Here is a 21,374-nt window from a genome sequence, read left to right on the forward strand (position 1 = left end):
TAACAGGCAAAATGCGTACCAGCTCTTACGCGGACGAAAATAGGCCAAAACCGACCGGTAAAATAAGAATGACTTATATTATCACCATGATAATTATGGGAAAATAATTGCATCTTATTCCGCCGCACCGCCAGCGGGAAATATGTTGCAGAATTGCACCAGCCGCTATATGGCAAATTTCAAATAATCACTCTGCGTCACTTTTTATTCATCCCCCGTCCACCGCCGCCGCGTATTCTCCGTCGGGATCAATCCCTTCTATACTTCAGGGAACACATCGACCGGGAGAGACTATGCCTTTAGCCGATTTTCACCGCTCCGATCCTTTTACCCTCGGTATCGAACTGGAGCTGCAGGTGGTGAACCCGCCGGGTTACGATCTCAGCCAGGATGCCTCGACGCTGATTGCCGACGTCCAGCATGAGCTGACCGTGGGAGAAGCCAAACACGACATCACCGAGAGCATGCTGGAGATCGCCACCGGGGTGTGCCGCGACATCAGCCATGCGCAAATCCAGCTCAGCGCCATCCAGCAGGCGGTCCAGCGCGCGGCGCTGCGCCATCATCTGCAGATCTGCGGCGGCGGTTCCCACCCCTTTCATGCCTGGCAGCGCCAGCAAATCAGCGATAACCCGCGCTATGTCAAAACCGTCGAGCATTTTGGCTATCTGGCGCAGCAGGCGACGGTCTTTGGCCAGCATGTGCACGTCGGCTGCCAGAGCGGCGACGACGCCATCTATCTGCTACATGGCCTGTCGCGCTTTGTACCGCACTTCATCGCCCTTAACGCCGCCTCGCCGTGGTTCGACAGCACCGACAGCCGCTTCGCCTGTTCGCGCCTGAACCGCTTCTCCTCCTATCCCGACAACGGTCCGATGCCGTGGGTGGCCGACTGGCAGGGGTTTCGTCGCCTGTTCCGCCAGCTGAGCTACACCAGCATGATCGATAGCATGAAGGATCTGCACTGGGATATTCGCCCCAGCCCGCAGTTTGGTACCGTCGAGGTGCGGGTGATGGACACCCCCTTGACCCTTGCCCAGGCGATCCACATCGCCGGCTTTATTCAGACCCTGGCCTGCTGGCTGTTGACGGAGCGTCCTTTTAAGCACCAGCCTGATGATTATCTGCTGTACCCCTTTAACCGCTATCAGGCCTGCCGCTACGGGCTGGACGGGACCCTCACCGACGTGCGCAGCGGAGAGCAGCGCAGCATCCGCCAGGAGATCCTGCAGCTCGCCGACCGGCTGGCCCCTTTCGCCCATCAGCTGAAGGCGACGGCAGCGCTGGAGGCGGTGGTTCGCCAGGCGAAATCGCCGCACAGCGAGGCGCAGCAGATGCGCGACTTTATCGCCAACGGCGGTTCGCTTTCCGGGCTGGTGCAAAAACACTGTGAGATTTGGGCGGCATAAGGCAGCGAGGCGGGTATACTCGGCGCAGACTATAGAAAGGACTGCCCATGTTATTACGTTGCCTGCTCCCTCTGGCGCTGCTGCCCCTGGCCGCCGTCGCCAGCGCCGCCTGTACCCTCACCGACCCGACGCTGACCCTGCAGAGCTATCGGGTGGATGCGCAGAAAGAGCGCATTGCGATGTACTGGCAGGATCGGCACGGCAAAGCCTGGGGTTCCCTGCGTTCGCTGCTGGCGGGTATCGATGGCGACGGCCGGGTGCAGATGGCGATGAACGGCGGCATTTACGATAAGGCCTACGCGCCGCTGGGGCTGTATATCGAAGACGGCAAACGGCTGACGCCGGTCAACCGCTCCGCCGGCGGCGGGAACTTCTTTATCCGCCCCGGCGGCGTATTCCTGGTGGAAAACGGCCGGGCGAAAATCGTGCCGCTGCCGGCGTACAAACCCTCTCCCGCCATCCGCTATGCGGTGCAGTCCGGCCCGATGCTGATTGAAAATGGCGTCATCAACTGGCGACTGAAGCCCTCCGCCAGTTCGCGCAAGCTGCGCAACGGGGTTGGTATCGATAAGCAGGGCCGGGTGGTGTTTATGCTCAGCGATCGCGAGACCAACTTTTACGATTTTGCCTGCTATGCGCAGTCAAAGCTTGGCGTGCGGCAGATGCTTTATCTCGACGGCACCCTGTCGAAGATGTACCGCAAAGGCGGCAGCGTGCCGTGGCAGTATCATCCGTTCGTGACCATGATAACGGTGGAGAGAAAATAGCGGGCGCATTTGGGGGCGGCCATTCCAGCCAGGAGAGTGAATAAATTAACGACAGGCCGGGCAAGGTATTGCCGCCGTGCCCGATGTCCTTGCCCGGTGGCGCTGCGCTTACCGGGCCTACAGAGTCTGTTCGCTATGGTGTGGCTCCTGAAATCTACGGGCGTGCAGCAGGGCTGATTCCCGCTGAAATCGGCGAACCGAAGGTCGGCAGATAAGGCGGGGCTCACGCCCAAACGCAACGTGAACGCAAAACCCACCCTCACCCTACCCCTCTCCCAAAGGGAGAGGGGACCGCCCGGTAGTCGTTGCAGCCTGGAGTATCCCCGTTACCGACCGGTAGCGCCGCGCTTACCCCCGCCGATGCGCCCACTCGCGCATACGTTGAAACAGTACATACAGCGACGGGATAAACAGGATGCCAACCATCGTCGCCACCAGCATCCCGCTGAATACCGTGGTGCCGATGATCCGCCGGCTCTGCGCCCCGGCGCCGGTGGCGAGCATCATCGGCATGATGCCGATAATAAACGACACCGCGGTCATCATTACCGCGCGGAAGCGGCGGGTAGCCCCCTCGCGCGCAGCGTCGACTATCGACAGCCCCTCCTCGCGCCGGCTGCGGGCGAACTCAACGATCAGAATCGCATTCTTCGCCGCCAGGGCGATCAGCAGCACCAGCCCTATCTGAACATACACATCGTTGGCATAGCCCGCGGTCCACAGCCAGAGCAGCGCTCCGCCGATGGCGAACAGCACCGAGAGCATGACGCTCGCCGGCAGCGTCCAGCTCTCATACTGCGCCACCAGGAACAGCCACGCCATCGCCACCGCCGCCAGCACGATCCACACCGCCTGATTGCCGGTCTGCTGCTCCTGCCAGGAGATCCCGCTCCAGGCATAGTCATATCCCGGCGGCAGATGGGCCTGCAAAATCTGCTCCATGGCCGCCATCGCCGTGCGGCTGCTGACCCCCTCGGCCGCTGAACCGCTCACCGACACGGACGGGAATTGATTGTACTGCTGAATAAACGGCGCCCCCACCGTCGGCGTAATGGTGACCAGATTGCTCAGCCGCACCCGCTCGCCGTCGCGGCTGCGGACGTACAGCTCGCTAATCTGCTCAGCCCGCTCACGCCACTGCATCTCATTTTGCATCACCACATGATAGACACGATTGTTACGGCTGAAATCGCCGGCGCGCGTGCCGCCGAACGCCGTCTGCAGGCTGCTGAAGATCTGCGCCACCGGCACATCCAGCAGCGCCGCCCGGTCGCGGTCGACCGTCAGGGTCAGCTGCGGCACGTTGCTGCTCCAGGTGGTAAACACCCGGCTCAGCTGCGGATGCTGGTTCGCCAGTTGGAGGATCTCCCGCGTCACCTGCTCCAGCTCCGCCGACGACTGACCGGCCTGCGCCAGGATGCGCAGATCAAACCCCGAGGCATTGCCCAGGCCCGGCAGGGTCGGCGGCGCGAAGGTCATGATCGTCGCCTCGGGTAGCGACAGCAGCTGGCGCTGAATATCCGCCATCACCGCATCCAGCGGCGGCCGCTGATGCCAGTCCTTGAGCATTACCGAGATAAACCCGCCGTTAGAGGCGCTGGTGCCGTTGAGAATGTTGAACCCGGACACCTGAATCACATCCTCCACCGCCGGGTTAGCCATCAGCAGTTTACGCGCCTGGGCCATCACCGCTTCGGTACGCTCCAGCGACGCCGCCTCCGGCAGCTGCACGCTGGCAAACAGGTAACCCTGATCTTCCTGCGGCAGGAAGCCTTTCGGCATCGAGGTGAAGCTGAACGCCACCAGCGCGCCTGCCGCCACCGTCGCCGCCAGCGCCAGCCAGGGACGGCGGTTCATCCAGCCTACCAGCCGGCCATAGCCGTCGCGGGTGCCGTCGAGAAGACGGTTAAACGCCCGCCACACCGCCGCTGGCCGGGCAGGACGCGGGCGCAGCAGCAGCGCGCAGAGGGCCGGGGTCAGGGTTAGCGCCACCAGGCTCGACAGGGCCATCGCGGTGGAGAGCGTCACGGCAAACTGCCGGTACAGCTCGCCGACGATCCCCGGGAGCAGCGCCACCGGCACAAACACCGCCAGCAGCACCAGGGTCGTGGCGATCACCGGCCCGGCGATCTGCCGCAGCGCCTGGGCGGTGGCCTGCAGGCGATCCAGCCCTTCCGCCATTTTGGTTTCCACATTCTCCACCACCACAATGGCGTCATCCACCACCATCGTCAGGGCGAGAATGATCGCGAACAGGCTGAGGGTGTTGGCGCTGTAGCCCAGCAGATAGAGCACCGCAAAGGTGCCGATCAGTGACACCGGGATCGCCAGCACTACGATCAGCGTCGCCCGCCAGCTCTGCAAAAACAGCGACACCACCACGACCACCGCCAGCAGGGTCAGCGCCAGCGAGACGCCGATCTCTTTGATCGTCGCCGCCACAAAGCGGGTGGTATCGAACTTCACCTCCCAGGTGAGATCCGCCGGAAAGCGAGTGTGCAGGCGGTTAAGCTCCGCACGCACTGCGCTGGCGACCTGCAGGGCGTTGGCGGTGGGCGTCGGATAGATCCCCAGATAGGCCGACGCTTTACCGTTCAGCTGGGCGCCGGAGCTGTAGCTGCGGGCGCCCAGCTCAATGGTCGCCACGTCGGCGAGGCGCACCAGCTGCCCCTGCGCGCCGCGGCGGAGGATAATCTCGCCAAAGCTGGCCGCCTCGTTCAGACGCCCCAGCCCGTTGATGGTCAGCGTCTGCTGCTGGCCGTTAAATACCGGCGGGGTGCCCACCTGCCCCGCCGCGCCCTGCACATTTTGCTCGCGCAGCGCCTGGGCGACATCATCCGTGGTGATGTTGAGCGCGTTCATGCGGTCCGGGCGCAGCCAGATACGCATGCTGTAATCCCGGGCGCCAAACATCTGCACCTCGCCGACGCCGGGCAGGCGGGCCAGCGCCTCGCGCACCTGGGTGCTGGCGTAGTTGCTGACAAACAGCGGCGTCAGTGTGCCCAGCGGCGAGTAGAGGCTTACCCCCATAAGCAGATTGCTGGCGCGCTTGCGCACCTGGACGCCATTCTGCTGCACCTCCGCCGGGAGCTGCGCCAGCGCCTGCGCCACCCGGTTTTGCACGTCGATCGCCGCCAGGTCGGCATCGGTGCCCGCCGCGAAGGTTATGCTCAGGCGGTACGTCCCCTCATCCGAGCTGGTGGACTCCATATACAGCATATGATCGACGCCGTTGAGCTGGGTCTCCAGCGGGGCGGCGATGGCTTCCGCCACGTCTGACGCGCTGGCGCCCGGCCAGCTGGCGCTGACGTTCACCACCGGGGGGGTGATCGCCGGGTACTGCTCCACCGGGATCAGCTTCAGCGACACCGCGCCGACAAAGGTCAGCAGCAGCGCGATCACCATGGCAAATCGCGGACGACGGATAAAAAAGGTCAGCATCCCTTCTCCTTAGCTAGTTCAGCACCTGCACCGCGGCGCCTTCGCGCAACCGCTGCGCGCCGTCGGTGATCACCTGCTCGCCCGCCTGCAGCCCTTTCTCGACCGCAAACTGCTGCCCCTGCTGCCCCGCGAGGGTCAGACGACGCTGCCCGGCGGTGTGGTCCGGCTTCAGCACCCAGCTGAAAAAGCCCTGCGGATCCTGCTGCACGGCGGCGGCCGGGACCATCACTCGCGACGGCAGTTCCTGCGGACGGAACAGGATCGTCACGCTGCCGCCCGGCAGCAGACGGTGCTGCGGATTGGCAAACTCGGCCCGCACCGCTACGCTGCCGGTGCGGGCGTCGATCCGGTTATCGATAGAGGTCAACACCCCGTCGCGCCGTTTACCATCAACCTCAATCTGCGCCAGCCACGCCTGCTTCAGAGCGTGGATATCGGCGTGCTGGCCGGTTTTGCTGAAAAACGCGGCTTCGTCGAGGGCGAACGAGACCCGCACCGGATCCAACTGCACAATGTCCACCAGCACGCCGCTGGACGAATTGACCAGCGTCCCGACGTGAAAGGCGCTATGGCCCACGCGACCGGTCACCGGCGCCGCAATCTGAGTGTAGCTGAGCACAATCTGCTGGGCCTCGACGCGGGCTTTGGCCTGCTGTACGGCAGCGGCGGCGACGTCGCGCTGCATCCGGGCCGTATCGACGTCGTTGCGGCTGATGGAGTGATTGTTGATAAGCCGCTCGTAGCGAGTGAGCAACTGCTGCGACTGACGTAATGAGGCTTCGGCGCTTTTCAGCTCGGCCTGCGCCAGAGCCAGCGCCGCGCGGGGCTGCGCGTCGTCGAGGGTAAACAGCAGGTCGCCTTCGGTAACATACTGCCCGTCCTGGAAGTGGCGCTGAACAATCACCCCTTCGGTGCGCGCACGAATGTCGACGGCGCGGATCGCCTCGACCCGCCCGGGGATAGCGCGTTCTTCAGCATGAGGAGCCAGTTCAACCGTGGCGACGCGGACCGGCACCGCCGGCGCGGCGGTCGCCGTCAGGGCACCGCCGACCAGACCGCAGGCCAGCAGAGCAAAGCGGAAGGTTTTAATCATAGAGGATCCTTGCGACAGTAACGCGCGCCTGCAGCGAGGCGCGCGAGATTGTTCAGGCCGTTTTGCGGAACCGGCGCGTCAGACGCTTCTCGATTTCCACCACCAGGAACATGGCGACGCCGATGACCAGAGTGACAAACCAGTAGCGCAGCGGCAGCGCTTCCGTACCAAACATGCTCTGCATCAGCGGGACATAGATAATGACCAGCTGCATCAGCAGCAGGACGCCGGTCACCAGCCAGATGCCTTTGTTGCGCAGCAGACCCATGCTCAGGGAGAAGCTGTCGCTGCTGCGGCAGTTGATCATGTAGACCCACTGCGCCGTCACCAGCATCTGCAGCAGCACGGTGCGGATAAACTCCGGACTGTGGCCGCGCGGCGCCAGCCAGGCCTCAAGGATAAAGGCGGCAATCGCGATCATCGACCCGACGAAAGCCACTCGCCACACGGCGAAACCATCCATCACATGCTGGCCGGTTTTACGCGGCGGACGGTTCATCACGTTGCGCTCTGCGGCCTCAAAGGCCAGGCCGAAGGAGAGCGTCGCCGACGTCGCCATGTTCATCCACAGGATCAGCACCGGGGTCAGCGGAATAATGTTCCCCGCCAGCAGGGCGATGATGATCAGCAGCCCCTGCGCCAGGTTGGTCGGCATGATGAAGAGGATGGTCTTCTTCAGGTTGTCATAGACCCGACGGCCCTCTTTTACCGAGCTGGCGATGGTCGCGAAGTTATCATCGGTCAACACCATGTCGGCCGCCTCTTTGGTGACTTCGGTGCCTTTGATACCCATGGCGATACCCACGTCGGCCTGGCGCAGCGCCGGCGCGTCGTTGACGCCGTCGCCGGTCATGCCGACCACTTCGCCGTTATCCTGCAGGGCTTTAACCAGGCGCAGCTTATGCTCCGGGCTGGTACGGGCAAAGATGTCGTACTCCACCGCCGCCTTCGCCAGCGCCGCATCGTCCATGTGCTCCAGCTGGTAGCCGGTCATGGCCTGGCTGCTGTTGGTGATCCCCAGCATCTGGCCGATGCTCATCGCCGTCTGCGGGTGGTCGCCGGTGATCATTTTCACGCGGATGCCGGCGGTCTGGCAGGCGTGGATGGCGTCAATGGCTTCCGGACGCGGGGGATCCATCATCCCGGCGATGCCGAGGAAAATCAGTCCCTCCTGCAGGTCCTCATGGTTGAGGGTGGTGGCATCAAGGCTGGCCGGCTTACAGGCCGCCGCCACCATCCGCAGTCCCTGACGGGCGAAGCGCGCCATCTCCTCTTCCCAGTACTGCGCCTCGAACGGCACCGCGCCGTGGCGGCTCATCTGCTCGCGGCACATGGCGAAGATAACGTCCGGCGCACCGGTGATCAGCACCCGGGCATTGCCATGGATGTGCTGCAGGGTCGACATATATTTGTACTGCGAGTCAAAGGGGATCTTGGCCACCAGACGGGCCTCCACCGCCGGGAGCTGCGCCTTCGCCGCCAGCACTTTAAGCGCCCCTTCGGTCGGCCCGCCGGTGATCCCCCACAGACCGCGCTCATCCTGGGTAAGCTGGCTGTCGTTACACAGGTCGATGGTGCGCAGCCAGGTCTCCAGCACGGTGCCGGGCTGAACCTGCACGGGCTCATCGCTCCCCTCGAGGAAGATCCGCCCCTGCGGCTCGTAGCTGTCGCCTTCCACCCGATAGCAGCAGTCGGCGGTGATGATCGCTTTGACGGTCATTTCGTTCATCGTCAGGGTGCCGGTTTTATCCGAGCAGACCACGGTCATGGCGCCGAGGGTTTCCACGGTCGGCAGCTTACGAATAATCGCCCGCTTGCGCGCCATCGTCTGCACGCCGAGCGACAGAATAATCGAGATGATCGCCGGCAGTCCTTCCGGTACCGCGGCTACCGCCAGGCTAATCAGCGACAGCAGCAGCTCGCCCATCGGGATATCCCGCAGCGCGAGGCTGAAGATAAACAGCGCCACCATCATGGCGAGAATAATGGCGAAAATCGCTTTGCCGAGCTTATCCATCTGCACCAGCAGCGGGGTACGGTGCTTCTCAATACCCGCCATCATCTGGTTGATATGGCCGAGTTCGGTCTGCGCGCCGGTGGCGGTCACCACGCCGACGCCGCCGCCGGCGCTGACGGTGGTCCCGGAAAAGACCATGTTCACCCGGTCGCCCAGCGGCAGATCGCCCTCCAGCGCGTCGGTGATTTTATCCACCACCGTCGACTCGCCGGTGAGGATCGCCTCTTCCACCCGCAGGTTGTGGGTTTCAATCAGGCGCATATCCGCCGGCACGCGGTCGCCGGCGCGCAGGATAACGATATCCCCCGGAACCAGGTCGCGCGTCGGGATAGTCTCATGCTTGCCGTTACGCTGGACGCGGGCATCGCTGGAGAGCATGTTGCGGATCCCCTGCAGCGATTTTTCGGCGTTGCTCTCCTGGATATGGCCGATCAGGGCGTTAATCACCGTCACGCCGAGGATCACCAGGGTATCGACCCAGTGACCCATGATGGCGGTCAGCGCCGCGGCGGCCAGCAGCACGTAAATCAGTACGTCGTTAAAGTGGGCGAGAAAGCGCAGCCAGCCCGGTTTGCCTTTCTTTTCCGGCAGCGCGTTCGGCCCACAGGTATTCAGGCGCTCGGCGGCGTCTGCGGAACTTAACCCAGCGGCCTGGCTTTTGGTCTGCGCCAGCACTGCGTCAACGGTCTGCTGCCAGACCTGCCGTGGCGCGGTGTCGCCCGAGGGCGTCGTAAACTTTGGGTTATTCATCTTGGTCAATTTACATTTTCCTTATAAATTCCGTGAGTCGGAAAGCCTGAAATCATTCCTGGCCAATGAAGTAAAAGAGGGCAAAAATGCCGATAAAAATGTGAACCAATACAAGTCTAAATTTTTCGCAAAATAAAAATTTTGTGATAAGTTAATTCCACAAACCAACTATTACAGAATATTAATAAACCAAAACTAAACGAGGTAAAATATGTTTGGAATCTACCGCGGGCGCCGTCTGGCGCTGTACATTGCGCTAGCCATCATCATTGCTACGCTGGTGGGATATAGCACTTACAGTTTTGTAAAAGCGCTGGCATAATAATGACGTTAATTTACATCCGGCTGCAATTAACTTAATTACAAATTATTTCAGATTAATTAACATGAGAGCGAAAGGCAGGCGATAATATTTAAAATAGTCGTGTTATAGCGAGTAAAAAAACAAAGCATATTGCGTTAAGCATTATTTTACCGGACAATATGTTTTTTAACTGATGATTAACATGACATGAAACATCCACTGGAAACGCTGCTCTCCGCCGCCGGGATCTTACTGCTGGCCCTGCTCTCCTGTCTGCTGTTGCCCGCGCCTTCGCTGGGCCTGACGCTGGCGCAAAAGCTGGTTGAGACATTCCATATGATGGATCTCAACCAGCTCTATACGGTGCTGTTTTGTCTGTGGTTCTTAGCGCTGGGCGCCATTGAGTATCTGGTGCTGCGCTGGGTGTGGCGTCGCTGGTTTTCCCTCGAGCGGTAAACCAGGAGAGGCGCGCCTCAGTGGGCGCGACTGTGGTTCTCTTTGCGGTAGGCGCCCGGCGGCTGATTGAAGGTCCGGGTAAAGACGCGGGTAAAAGTCTGTTGCGAATCAAAGCCATACTTGAGGCAGATATCGTAGACCCGCTGATCGGTGTCGCGCAGATCGCGGGCGGCCAGCAGCAGCTTCCTTTCGCGAATATAGCGCCCCAGGCTCTCCCCTTTGTACTGTAAAAACAGCCGTTGCAGATGCCATTTCGAATACCCGGCATGGCGAGCGATATCATCAATACGCAGCGGTTGATGCAGGTTATCATCAATCCACTCGACGATAGTATCAATCACCTGAGCGGAAATCGTCATATGCTCTCTCCTCTGATACTGCACTGGCGCTTAGCGCCACCAGGCGTTAAATGATTGCGTCTTATCGGCGACCCACACCGGCTCGCCCTGCACAGGCGTCAGCAGACGCCAGGCCCTTCCTTCGCTGGCAGCCGCCAGCCGTTGATACGGTTCATCCCAGCTGTGTTTCGCCAAAACGAATCGTCCTGCATGCCCAGGCAGCACCGCGCGAGCGCGCAGGTCGTCGGCAGCCTGAGCCGTTTCATCCGGCATCATGTGGATATATTTCCAGTCCTGGTCATACTGCCCGTTCTCCATGATCGCCAGATCGACCGGACCGAACTCATCGCCTATCGCTTTAAAGTGCGGCCCATACCCGCTGTCGCCACTGTAATAAATCTTTTGCTGCCGGGTAACGAACAGAAAACTGGCCCACAGCGTCTGGTTACGCTTCAGCCCACGGCCGGAAAAGTGCCGCGCCGGCAGCACGTGGACGGTGAGCTCGTCGCTGGCCGGTACCGCCTGCTGCCAGTCCGCTTCGGTAATCAGCGCTCCGTCCATTCCCCAGTAGCGCAGATGCGATCCGACCCCCAGCGGCGTAATGACCCGCTTAATTTTCGGCAGTAAGGCGCGAATGGTGGCGTAATCCAGATGGTCGTAGTGATCGTGGGAGATGATCAGCAGATCGATCTCCGGCATCCCTTCCGCCCGCCACGGATAGTCGCCGGGGAAGGCTTTATTGATAAAAGAGAACGGCGCCGCGTAATCGCTGAACACCGGGTCGATCAGGATGCGTTTTCCCGCCAGCTGCAGGTACCAGGAGGAGTGGCCGAGCCAGACCATCACGTCCTGCCCGAGGGGCAGCGTCGCCAGATCGGTCTTCACCAGCGGCAGCGGTTGCGCGGGACGGGCGTTTTCCCGTTTGGTCATCAGGAAATCCCACCACGCCGCCAGCATATTTTTCTGCCCGGTGAACCCTGGCGTGGGCAACTGGTTATGGAACTGGCCGTCCCGGTAGTGGGGAGACGCTTCCACCTGGCTAAGCTGTGCCCCTGCGGCGCCTTACCAAAACCGGCATTAAGAACAAACGGCAATGTCGTTGCTGCTGCGAGTAACATGATGGCGACCACGCTGAAAGTGACACGGTTCATATCCTGACCAGACAAAAGCCCCATCCCGGAGGCTTTATGATATAACTTGATTATGAGTGAGTACGCACTCATTATTAGGAAAGCGATGAAAGTCGTCAAGACGATTTTCAATTTTTGCGTTCCGCCGTTGCAGCGACCTGGTCAGACGTGCCAAGATCGGCGGTTTGTTTAAACCTGCGTGAGGAAAAAAGTAGTGGCTCGTCCAAAGAGTGAAGATAAAAAGCAAGCGTTACTGGAAGCTGCCACCGCGGCTTTCGCCCAGTCCGGCATAGCCGCCTCGACGTCGGCCATCGCCCGCAGCGCCGGTGTGGCCGAGGGAACGCTGTTTCGCTATTTCGCCACCAAGGATGAGTTGCTCAACGAGCTGTACCTCGCGATTAAGCTGCGCCTGGTGCGCACAATGATCGCCGGGCTGGATCCGGACGAGAAGCGCCCGAAAGAGAACGCGCGCAATATCTGGAACAGCTATATCGACTGGGGCGTGCGCAACCCGATGGAGCACAAAGCGATCCGCCGGATGGCGCTCAGCGAGCGCATCACCGACGAAACCCGCCGCCAGGTAAAAGAGAGCTTTCCGGAGCTCAACGAAATGTGCCAGCTGTCGGTGAAAGAGATATTCCTCAGCGAGGCGTACCGCGCCTTTGGCGACGCCCTGTTTCTGTCGCTGGCGGAAACCACCATCGAATTCGCCAGCCACGATCCGCAGCGCGCCCGGGAGATTATCGCCCTCGGCTTTGAAGCCATGTGGCACGCCCTGCATGAGGCGGACGCCTAATGACGCCGGAAACACTGCATCCCTGCGCTCACCGTATCGCCCTGACCTACCCGTTTACCGAACACTGCTGGCCCTTTGGGCCAGAGTACGACGTGTTTAAGGTCGACGGCCGCATCTTTATGATCACCATGACTATTCGCGGGCGGGCGCTGGTCAATCTCAAGGCCGAGCCGCAGAAGTCGCTGCTGAATCAGCAAATTTATCGCAGTATCGAACCCGGCTACCATATGAACAAGAAACACTGGATCACGGTGGTGCCAGGAGAGGATATCAGCGAGGATCTGCTGGCCGAGCTGATTGACGATTCGTGGCATCAGGTGGTGAACAAGCTGAGTAAAAAGGCGCAGCAGCGCCTGCGTCCGCGCTGATTTTCAGCCAAATGCGATAAGTGTTATCGCATTTTTCACCCTTATCATTTTGCGATCTTCGCTGTACTCTTCCTCTCCTGAACGCACCGGTAAGGTGCTGTAAACTGTGAGGAAGAGTTATGGATATCGTATCGGTCGCTTTGAAGCGCTATTCCACCAAGGCCTTTGACGCCACGAAAAAGCTGACTGCCGGGGAAGCGGAACAGCTGAAAACGCTGCTGCAGTACAGCCCGTCTAGCACCAACTCCCAGCCGTGGCACTTTATTGTCGCCAGCACCGATGAAGGGAAAGCTCGCGTGGCGAAAGCCGCCAGCGGCACCTACGTGTTCAACGAACGTAAAATTCTCGACGCCTCGCACGTGGTGGTGTTCTGCGCGAAAACCGCGATGGACGACGCCTGGCTGCAGCGCGTGGTGGATCAGGAAGAGGCCGATGGCCGTTTCGCCACCCCGGACGCAAAAGCCGCTAACCACAAGGGTCGCACCTTCTTTGCCGATATGCACCGCAAAGAGCTGAAAGATGACGATCAGTGGATGGCGAAACAGGTGTATCTCAACGTCGGCAATTTCCTGCTGGGCGTAGCGGCGATGGGTCTCGACGCCGTGCCGATTGAAGGGGTCGATTTTGCGATCCTCGATGAGGAATTTGACCTGAAAGCCCAGGGCTACACCAGCCTGGTGGTGGTCCCGGTCGGCCACCATAGCGTGGAGGATTTCAACGCTACCCTGCCGAAGTCGCGTCTGCCGCAGTCGACGACCATTACCGAGATTTAATTCCCTTCTGCCGGGAACGCCCGGGCCATGGCGCAGCAGCGTCTCGCCCGGGACTTTCTTCACCCACTCTTTCCCCCTCTTTTCTGCCGTTTGTGCCAAGTTTCTGGCGCTCATAATCCCGCTTGTGCCAGGAATAACGACTTTAGTGTGAACCAGACGATTTAATTAATTGATAAATAATACTTTTCATTTCTGGCACGCCCTTTGCTCTTAACAGATACCGCTATCTGGATGAAGGAGAAACCGGGTGAAACATATCTATGTGGCCAGCCACGGCCATTTTGCTCGCGGACTGGTGAACAGTTTGTCGCTGCTGATTGGCGACGAACACGGCGTTATCCCGGTCTGCGCCTATGACGAAGATATCGTGACCACCGAACAGCTGGAGCAAACCCTGGAGCATCTCATCGTCCAGGCGAATGGTGATGAAGTGGTGATCTTCACCGACCTGCTTGGCGGCAGTATCAACAATAGCGCCGTGAGCGTCTTGATGCGACATCGCAACGTTTTCGTGGTCGCCGGCATCAATCTGACTCTGCTGCTGGAGTTTCTGCTGTGCGAAGAAGCCACTACCGAGGCCGCGATTATCTACGCCACCAGCGCGGCGCGTGAATCCATTGTTTTCATCAATCCTCTAATAACACAACCATCCTCTGACCCACAGGGAGAATCTCATGATTAAACTCGTGCGCATTGATTATCGGCTGCTGCACGGCCAGGTGGTTTTTGCCTGGACCCGAGCGCTGGATATCGACCATATCATCGTCGCCAACGCCAAAGCCGCGGCGGATGCCTTCATTACGATGTCGCTTAACCTGGCAAAGCCAGCGGGCGTCACGCTGGACATCGCCACCGTTGAACAGGCGGCGGAAAAGCTTAACAGCGGCAAGTTGGATCATAAAAAAGTCATGGTGGTCCTTGGCAATACTGCGGAAACCCTCGCGCTAGTGGAAAAAGTCCCGGGAATTAGCGCAATTAATTACGGCGGTCTGCCACAGAAGGAAGGGGCAAGACAATTCGGCAAGGCCATCTATCTGACCGAAGAGGAAATCGCCCATAGCAGAGCGCTAAAAGAAAAAGGTATTCGGCTGGAGATGCGTCAGGTACCCGCCCACTCGGCTGAACTCCTTAACGACCAACTTTAACTTCGGAGGTCACTATGTTGCTCACCGCAACGTTACTCGGACTGATCGCTGCCCTGGGGATACTTGATGGCCGCCTGCTTGGGGTATCAATGATCGATCGACCGCTGGTGATGTGCGCCCTCACCGGTCTGGTCTGCGGTAATTTACATGAGGGGATTCTGATTGGCGCTACGCTGGAGCTTATTTTCCTCGGCAACGTCGCCATCGGCGCCGCGCACCCGCCAGATATCGTGACCGGCTCCGTATTGGCCACCGCGTTTTCGATCATGTCCGGTCGTGGTCCAGAGGCTGCGCTCACCATCGCCATCCCTGTCTCAATGCTGGCGCAGACGCTGGGAATCCTGGTGCGCGTGGTGAACGCCCGCTTTGGTCATCTGGCGGACCGCTATGCGGCACAGGGTAATACCCGAATGGTCGGCCTGATGCACCTCGCCGGTCCGACGCTACTCTATTTTTTAAACGGATTTCTACCGGTATTTTTTGCCATTCTGCTTGGTTCTTCGGCGGTAAGCTGGTTCCTGGAGGCCATTCCGCCGGTGATAACCAATGGATTGATCGTCGCCAGTAAGATCCTGCCAGCGCTCGGCTTCGCCCTGCTGATCAGCATGATGCTCAGCAGCAAACTGATGCCGTACCTCGGTCTGGGATTTCTGATAGCGGCATATACCAAACTGGATATCATCGCCATCGCGCTGTTCGCTGTGGTGTTGGCATTTATCATCAGCCAGTTCCTTAATCTTAAGCAGCAGGAGAGCTAATCATGAGCGAAATGACGCAAACTGTGACTGGCGCTACCCAGCCGCAAAGCGATGATGCAAGCCGCATCACCGCCCGCGATTTACGCAGCGTGTTCTGGCGCTCCTTTACGCTACAGGGCTCCTGGAACTACGAGCGCCAGCAGCATATGGGCTATGCCTTCGCAATGTCGCCAGCCCTGAAGCGCATCTATCAGGACCCAACGGAGCTGGGGCGCGCCCTGCAGCGTCATCTGGTGCTGTTTAACACCACGCCCCATCTCTCGACCTTTATCTTCGGCCTGTCGATTGCCATGGAAGAAGAGAACCAGCGTAACCCCGAATTTAATGAGGAGTCGATAAACGCGATTAAAACCAGCCTGATGGGGCCGCTGGCGGGCATCGGCGACTCCATATTCTGGGGATCATTAAAGGTTATCGCCGCCGGGATGGGTATCTATTTCGCCCAGCAGGGCAGCCTGCTGGGACCGATACTGGCGCTGTTAGTTTATAACCTGCCGCATCTTTTGTGCCGCTGGTATGGCCTGAAGCTCGGCTACCGGGCGGGTACGACCTGGCTGATGAGAATTTACCAAAGCGGCCTTATGGACCGGGTGACCTATATCGCATCAATTGTTGGCCTCATGGTCGTCGGCGCGATGACCGCCAGCATGATAGATATCACCACCCCGCTCAGCTTTACCGCCGGGCAGACCACCATGAAGGCGCAGGAGTTTATTGACAAAATACTTCCTTCGCTGCTGCCGCTGCTTTTCACCCTTGGGATGTACAAGTTGATCCGCAAGGGAGTCAATATTAACTGGATCCTGCTAGGAACCGTCGCGTTTGGCATGGCGGCCAGCGCGCTAGGCCTGCTTTAAGAAGAGGAATATCACCTATGCACGTAGAAGACTATATGAATGAAACACCCGCCTGTCTGCTCGCTATGCTGACGCAGACGCGGGAAGATCTCTGGCAGGCGGCAAAAGCGCTAACGGAGCGCGGCGTCACGCGTATTATCCTGACCGGCTCCGGTACCTCTTATCACGGCGCGCTGACCGCCCGCTCGTTTATGCAGCAGTGGTGCGGGCTACCCGTTGATGTCTACTGGCCTTTTCTGCTGGATGATTCGGCGCTGACCCTCAGCGACAAAGCGCTGGTCATCGGTATTTCTCAGGGAGGCGGCAGCCTCTCTACCCTCGCCGCAATGGAACGCGCCCGGGCAGCCGGGCATCTTACCGCTTCCATGGCCGGGGAAGCGCCAGCCGTTATCGACCGGGCGGCAGATTTGGTCTTAACAGTACCCTGTGGAGAAGAGCGGGCTGGCGCCAAAACCAAAGGGTATCACTGCACCATACTTAATCTGATGCTGCTAACGCTTGCTGTCGCCAGTCGCCAGCGGCGCCTGAGCGATGAGGAGCGCAAGGCGCTACTCGTCCGCATGGATACCACGTTTAATCATTTGCCGACGCTCATTGAGGCCTCGCAGGCGTGGGTTCTCAATCATGCCCGACCGCTTATCGACAGCGCGGACATTCGCCTGACCGGTCCGGCAAGGCTGTTTGGCACCGTTCAGGAAGGTGCGCTAAAGATGCTTGAAACGCTACGCTGTCCGGTTGCCGGTTACGAATTTGAGGAGTTCATCCACGGGATCTATAACGCCTTCGACGAGCGCTCTACCCTGATCATGCTCGATCCGTTTCCCGATGAGCGTCAGGATCGCCTGGCGGAAATACTTGGCGGCTGGACTCAGCATATTTATCGCATTGGTCCACAAGTCGAAAATAACGGCAAAAATATGCCCTTCGCATTTATTAACGATCCCGACTTTGCGGTCTTTGAATATATTATTCCGTTACAAATGGTTTGTGCCCGACTGCCGCCAGTGAAGGGCATCGATCCCGCAATACCGAAGGATCCGCATTTCCACCAGAAAATGAAAAGTAAACAACTCAATTAATTGACGCATAGTAAAAGTTATCCGCGTTTCAGCGGAGGACCCGTTACATCCCAAGGAGACCAATATGTCTATAGCTCATCAAAACGCACATACTATTATTCGCGATATTTTATCTAAGCAGCACATTGAGCGCGTATGGTTTGTTGGCTGCGGTGGTTCATTAACCGGTTTCTGGCCGGGGAAATATTTTCTCGATTGTGAAGCTAAAAAGCTGGCCGTCGGCTATGTTACCAGTAATGAATTTGTCCATGCGACGCCGAACGCGTTAGGTAAAAACAGCGTAGTGATCCTCGCCTCGCAGCAGGGCAACACCGCTGAAACGGTGGAAGCCGCCCGCATCGCGCGTCAGAAAGGCGCCGCCACTATTGGACTGGTATATACCCCCGGCACGCCGCTGTGCGAACACAGCGATTACACTATTGAATACTGCTGGGCGCGCTATCCCGAAACCGTCGATCCGACGCAGCAAAAAGCGGCATACAGCCTGTGGCTGGCGCTGGAAGTGCTTGCGCAAACTGAGGGATACGCCCATTACGATGAGATGGTCAGCGCCTTTGCCAGTTTTGAATCCGTGGTACGCGGCGCTCAGCAGCAGGTTCAGGCGGATGCGCGCCATTTTGCCGAAGCCTGGAAGACCGAAAAGGTCATCTACATGATGGGCAGCGGCCCCTCATTCGGCGCCGCGCATCAGGAATCCATCTGTATTCTGTTGGAGATGCAGTGGATTAACTCCGCCAGCATCCACAGCGGCGAGTATTTCCACGGCCCCTTTGAGATTACCGAAACGGGAACGCCGTTTATTTTATTAAAAAGCAGCGGCCGCACCCGCCCGCTGGATGATCGCGCGATCCGCTTTATCGAACGTTACCAGGGAAAACTGCAGATTATTGACGTGGAAAAGGTGGGAATCGACGCACTGCACGCCAGCGTGCGCGAATATTTCTGCGGCCTGCTGCACAACTGCGTACTGGATGTTTACAACCTGGCGCTGGCCACCGCTCGCAACCACCCGCTGACCACCCGCCGCTATATGTGGAAAGTCGAATATTGATTCGCTAACCGCCTGCCAGCCCCGGCGTAATTCTCCGGGGCTGCGTTGAGGATTACCAGCTAAAATCTTCAATACGTAATTCAAAAATATCGTGAATATAGCCAATTTCCGCTACCGGTAGCGCCACGTTATAGAGTATTTTCAGGCGCTGGAACGAGTGATTCACCATGGCAATAAATTCGCCATGCTGGCTGGTAAATTGCTCAAGATCTTTATAATGGCTAATTTCATTACGCATTACCAGACGCTCAATCATACAGCTGAGATGCACATATAAACTGATAATTAAGTTATTATTAAAATGAAAACCAAGCGTATTTTGCCACTCAGCGATAATGGTTTCGATATGACCCATGGTTTTTCCAGCATTCAGTATCGTCAGAGAGTTGACAACGTTATGCAGTGAAAACTCACGAACCATATTTTTATTAATCAGCGCAATTTGCTTTTCATTAAGATAGCCGCTTAAGAGCTGACTCAGATGTCGATGCCCCTGCTCGCCAAGTAGTTCCTCAATACCAACCCAGGGCACTCCGACCAGCTGCGGGTCGTGGGTACCCACGACCGCAATAACTTCATACTGGTGGAGCAACGATACCGCCGTACGACTGTTTTTTAAGCGCGTATACTCGCAGGCGATGATGTTAATATCAAAATCGTTGAGCAGGCTCTTCTCCATCAGATTTTTAAATTTAAATGCGGTACCGATACCTGTAATACAGGTCACCAGCAGCACACGCTCTTTTTTTTCTGCGGGCCAGAACACATCCCAACGCGACTGATTAAGCGGCACGATCTCTTCGGCGATTTGTTCGATGTTTTTTCCCAACGCGATCTCGCTGGCAACGTTCAGCGCCATGCGGGTCGTGACGTTATCCACCACTACCAGCGGGCCGTTAATCACCGACAAAAGCGCATCGGCAATCTCCTTGGTGTAGCCCATATCAATAAGCACCATCACACCCGCACGCGTGTCCGTATGCTGGAGATAATCAACCACGGCGCGACTGACATCGTTAAACGCCACCTCCATCGGCATATCCATGGCCTGGTAGATCTTCTCGCCAATCAGGCGGTTGGCAACGCCGGCAATGCTGCTGGCGGTCGAATAACCGTGGGCGATTATCAGCGCTTTCACTTTTCCGCCGCTGGTCGCATCGATAGCATTACTGACAATGGCGGTAATCGCCAGACGGTCAAGCGTATCGATGAGCAGATCGTATTTATTATTGACGACATCCAGTAGTTTCTCCGCGATGCGTTGCGCCAGCCCCGCCGAGGAGTCCAGCCAGCGCTGCATCACCAGACGCACGGGCTCAGCAACGCTGCGCGGCGCCAGAGGGAGGCTGGTGAGGTAGCGGCCGGTAAGATAAGCGAATTCGACATTTAGCTGAAGGTCATAATTGACAGCGATTGCTTTGCCCACATCTTCAATAAAGCGCAGCCGTTTGTCCTGCAGAGAGACCGTACTCTCCTGATTCATCAGCGCATCAAGATAGAGCGTCACGTTCTGATAAATAAGCTTTTCAAAGGTCCGCACGCTAATATTATCCTGAGCCAACTCCTCGCACAGGCTACAAATATTTTCCGTTAGCCGTTGGTATTCATGGTGACGACCAGAAAAAAGAGGCTGCGCGTCGCCATCGCGGTAAATCATAACCCGCTCGCTATTTTGCTGAAGAGTAAAAGGCGCATCCGCCAGTAATCGGTCGGGCAGCAAACCCGCTTTTATATGTAAAAGACCGCTATCACGTTCGCCAAATGTCCAGGCGCTGGCGCAAATATTGCGAATCAAATTTTCCAGCCCACCGACATTTCCTTCAAGCGTTTCACGCATTAGCTGGCTGACGATTTCGCCATCCAGCTCCAGATCGTGGTTCAAACGCTGGGCTTCACGGCGGAAAAAGTGGTGGATAAACGCCAGCCGCTCGAATTGGCCGCGTTCAGCGATCGGCAGAATTTTTACAATCACCGGAATACGGCGAATAAAGGTCGCCAGGAAGTGTTTTTCCAGATCCTCGGTTGAAGCAAAAATTAGCCGCACCGTGGCGCTGCGCTCGTCGGCGCTCTCCCCCAGCCGGCGCCAGCTACCGTTATCCATAAAATGAAACAACTTTTCCTGGCCTTCGGGCGGCAGCCGATGAACCTCATCGATAAACAACACCCCGCCGTTGCTGGTCTCGATAAGACCAGGAACGGCCTTATCGGCGCCGGTAAAGGCCCCCTTCGCATGACCAAATAACTTCGAGGTCAGTAGTTCTGGATTATTCGCGTACTCGGCGCAGTTAAATACGGTAAAAGGCGCATCGGCAGGTAAAATACCTTCATCTATTGCGTAGTGCCAGAGCTGGCGAGCTAGAAAACTTTTCCCGGTGCCAGTAGGGCCCCGCAGCAGCAGCGGCAGACCTGCGCCAGGGTAGCTGATGGCAGCCTTGCACTGGCGCAATGCTTCCTGCAGGCTGCCCTGCGCGCCAATCAGCTGCGCCAGACTATCCTGACGATCCGCGCACAGCGCCTGAATGGAGGCGTATTCGCCGTGCCGAACCGCCAGGCGGTGATGATCGCGCAGAACGGTAACGGGTAAAAACAGCACCGGGCGACCGTTCACTTTGACCACCCGCTGCTCGCGATGGAGATTATTCAGATGATGGCTGATGATGCTGCGTTTTTGCTTCAAGCTATCGGCGATGGCCATAGCGTTAAACTCGCCCAGCGCTTCCGCCGTCAGCGCTCGCCCGGCGATCCGTTGTTCTAGTTGGCGAAAAATCGACTCCTTATTCATCTCGCTCCCCTGTCAAAAGCGTAAAATTCGCTTATACGACAATTCGCGCAGGACGTCGCT

The 21,374-nt window shown here is 58.3% G+C and carries 17 protein-coding genes and 1 pseudogene; 12 read left to right on the forward strand and 6 right to left on the reverse strand.

Translation table 11 applies throughout. The features are described from left to right. Nucleotides 1-293 precede the first annotated feature (293 nt). Together LPQ25_RS18990 and LPQ25_RS18995 are read left to right on the forward strand one after the other, a co-directional pair. Nucleotides 294-1,409 (forward strand): YbdK family carboxylate-amine ligase, encoded by a 1,116-nt coding sequence (locus LPQ25_RS18990; RefSeq protein ID WP_004176954.1) that lies wholly within the window; start codon nucleotides 294-296, stop codon nucleotides 1,407-1,409. A 47-nt stretch (nucleotides 1,410-1,456) separates the two neighbouring features. Continuing rightward, on the forward strand, nucleotides 1,457-2,176 hold the full coding sequence (locus LPQ25_RS18995; RefSeq protein ID WP_004176956.1) for a phosphodiester glycosidase family protein: 720 nt from the start codon (nucleotides 1,457-1,459) through the stop codon (nucleotides 2,174-2,176). A gap of 348 nt (nucleotides 2,177-2,524) precedes the next feature. Here the strand turns inward: LPQ25_RS18995 and LPQ25_RS19000 are convergent, their stop codons facing one another. From LPQ25_RS19000 to LPQ25_RS19010, 3 genes are read right to left on the reverse strand one after another with little or no spacing between them, the layout of a single operon-like run. Beyond that, on the reverse strand, nucleotides 2,525-5,617 hold the full coding sequence (locus LPQ25_RS19000; protein ID WP_012737595.1) for an efflux RND transporter permease subunit: 3,093 nt from the start codon (nucleotides 5,615-5,617) through the stop codon (nucleotides 2,525-2,527). 13 nt (nucleotides 5,618-5,630) lie between these two features. Beyond that, nucleotides 5,631-6,710, reverse strand: a complete 1,080-nt coding sequence (locus LPQ25_RS19005; protein WP_014907946.1) for an efflux RND transporter periplasmic adaptor subunit — start codon at nucleotides 6,708-6,710, stop codon at nucleotides 5,631-5,633. Nucleotides 6,711-6,762: 52 nt separating this feature from the next. Beyond that, the gene (locus LPQ25_RS19010; protein WP_014907947.1) at nucleotides 6,763-9,486 is read right to left on the reverse strand and encodes a cation-transporting P-type ATPase; all 2,724 of its coding nucleotides are present in this window, start codon (nucleotides 9,484-9,486) and stop codon (nucleotides 6,763-6,765) included. 502 nt (nucleotides 9,487-9,988) lie between these two features. Here LPQ25_RS19010 and LPQ25_RS19015 point away from each other — a divergent pair. Further along, the gene (locus LPQ25_RS19015) at nucleotides 9,989-10,237 is read left to right on the forward strand and encodes a DUF1158 domain-containing protein (RefSeq protein ID WP_002893037.1); all 249 of its coding nucleotides are present in this window, start codon (nucleotides 9,989-9,991) and stop codon (nucleotides 10,235-10,237) included. 17 nt (nucleotides 10,238-10,254) lie between these two features. Here LPQ25_RS19015 and LPQ25_RS19020 read toward each other — a convergent pair whose 3' ends face one another. Both LPQ25_RS19020 and LPQ25_RS19025 read right to left on the reverse strand, forming a co-directional pair. Beyond that, entirely contained in the window at nucleotides 10,255-10,596 is a 342-nt protein-coding gene (locus tag LPQ25_RS19020; RefSeq protein ID WP_002893035.1) for a RamA family antibiotic efflux transcriptional regulator, read from the reverse strand. A gap of 30 nt (nucleotides 10,597-10,626) precedes the next feature. Continuing rightward, a pseudogene (locus LPQ25_RS19025) lies at nucleotides 10,627-11,741 on the reverse strand (MBL fold metallo-hydrolase). A gap of 178 nt (nucleotides 11,742-11,919) precedes the next feature. On the opposite strand from LPQ25_RS19025, the gene LPQ25_RS19030 reads away from it, so the two are divergent. The 9 genes from LPQ25_RS19030 to LPQ25_RS19070 all read left to right on the forward strand — a co-directional run bounded on the left by LPQ25_RS19030 (nucleotide 11,920) and on the right by LPQ25_RS19070 (nucleotide 18,532). Continuing rightward, entirely contained in the window at nucleotides 11,920-12,501 is a 582-nt protein-coding gene (locus LPQ25_RS19030) for a TetR/AcrR family transcriptional regulator (RefSeq protein ID WP_004176968.1), read from the forward strand. Then, complete coding sequence (locus tag LPQ25_RS19035; protein WP_004142557.1) at nucleotides 12,501-12,869, forward strand: MmcQ/YjbR family DNA-binding protein; 369 nt, start codon at nucleotides 12,501-12,503, stop codon at nucleotides 12,867-12,869. Before LPQ25_RS19030 ends, LPQ25_RS19035 begins: the two co-directional genes overlap by 1 nt. Nucleotides 12,870-12,988: 119 nt before the next feature. Continuing rightward, on the forward strand, nucleotides 12,989-13,642 hold the full coding sequence (nfsB, locus tag LPQ25_RS19040; RefSeq protein ID WP_004178896.1) for an oxygen-insensitive NAD(P)H nitroreductase: 654 nt from the start codon (nucleotides 12,989-12,991) through the stop codon (nucleotides 13,640-13,642). 247 nt (nucleotides 13,643-13,889) lie between these two features. Further along, a complete protein-coding gene (locus tag LPQ25_RS19045; protein ID WP_002893017.1) occupies nucleotides 13,890-14,324 on the forward strand; it encodes a PTS sugar transporter subunit IIA in 435 nt (144 codons plus the stop codon). Further along, entirely contained in the window at nucleotides 14,317-14,787 is a 471-nt protein-coding gene (locus LPQ25_RS19050; RefSeq protein WP_004176974.1) for a PTS sugar transporter subunit IIB, read from the forward strand. Before LPQ25_RS19045 ends, LPQ25_RS19050 begins: the two co-directional genes overlap by 8 nt. 14 nt (nucleotides 14,788-14,801) lie before the next feature. Then, nucleotides 14,802-15,545, forward strand: coding sequence for a PTS mannose/fructose/sorbose/N-acetylgalactosamine transporter subunit IIC (locus tag LPQ25_RS19055; RefSeq protein ID WP_004183295.1), 744 nt, complete (start codon nucleotides 14,802-14,804; stop codon nucleotides 15,543-15,545). 2 nt (nucleotides 15,546-15,547) lie between these two features. Then, a complete protein-coding gene (locus LPQ25_RS19060; RefSeq protein ID WP_004176976.1) occupies nucleotides 15,548-16,402 on the forward strand; it encodes a PTS system mannose/fructose/sorbose family transporter subunit IID in 855 nt (284 codons plus the stop codon). A gap of 17 nt (nucleotides 16,403-16,419) precedes the next feature. Further along, entirely contained in the window at nucleotides 16,420-17,481 is a 1,062-nt protein-coding gene (locus tag LPQ25_RS19065) for an SIS domain-containing protein (protein ID WP_004191450.1), read from the forward strand. Between the two features lie 64 nt (nucleotides 17,482-17,545). Next, nucleotides 17,546-18,532, forward strand: a complete 987-nt coding sequence (locus tag LPQ25_RS19070) for an SIS domain-containing protein (protein ID WP_004147471.1) — start codon at nucleotides 17,546-17,548, stop codon at nucleotides 18,530-18,532. A 52-nt stretch (nucleotides 18,533-18,584) separates the two neighbouring features. Here the strand turns inward: LPQ25_RS19070 and LPQ25_RS19075 are convergent, their stop codons facing one another. Further along, complete coding sequence (locus LPQ25_RS19075) at nucleotides 18,585-21,314, reverse strand: sigma 54-interacting transcriptional regulator (protein ID WP_012737590.1); 2,730 nt, start codon at nucleotides 21,312-21,314, stop codon at nucleotides 18,585-18,587. Nucleotides 21,315-21,374 lie beyond the last annotated feature (60 nt).

Source organism: Klebsiella sp. KPN54798 (assembly GCF_021184225.1).
Lineage (GTDB): Bacteria > Pseudomonadota > Gammaproteobacteria > Enterobacterales > Enterobacteriaceae > Klebsiella > Klebsiella pneumoniae.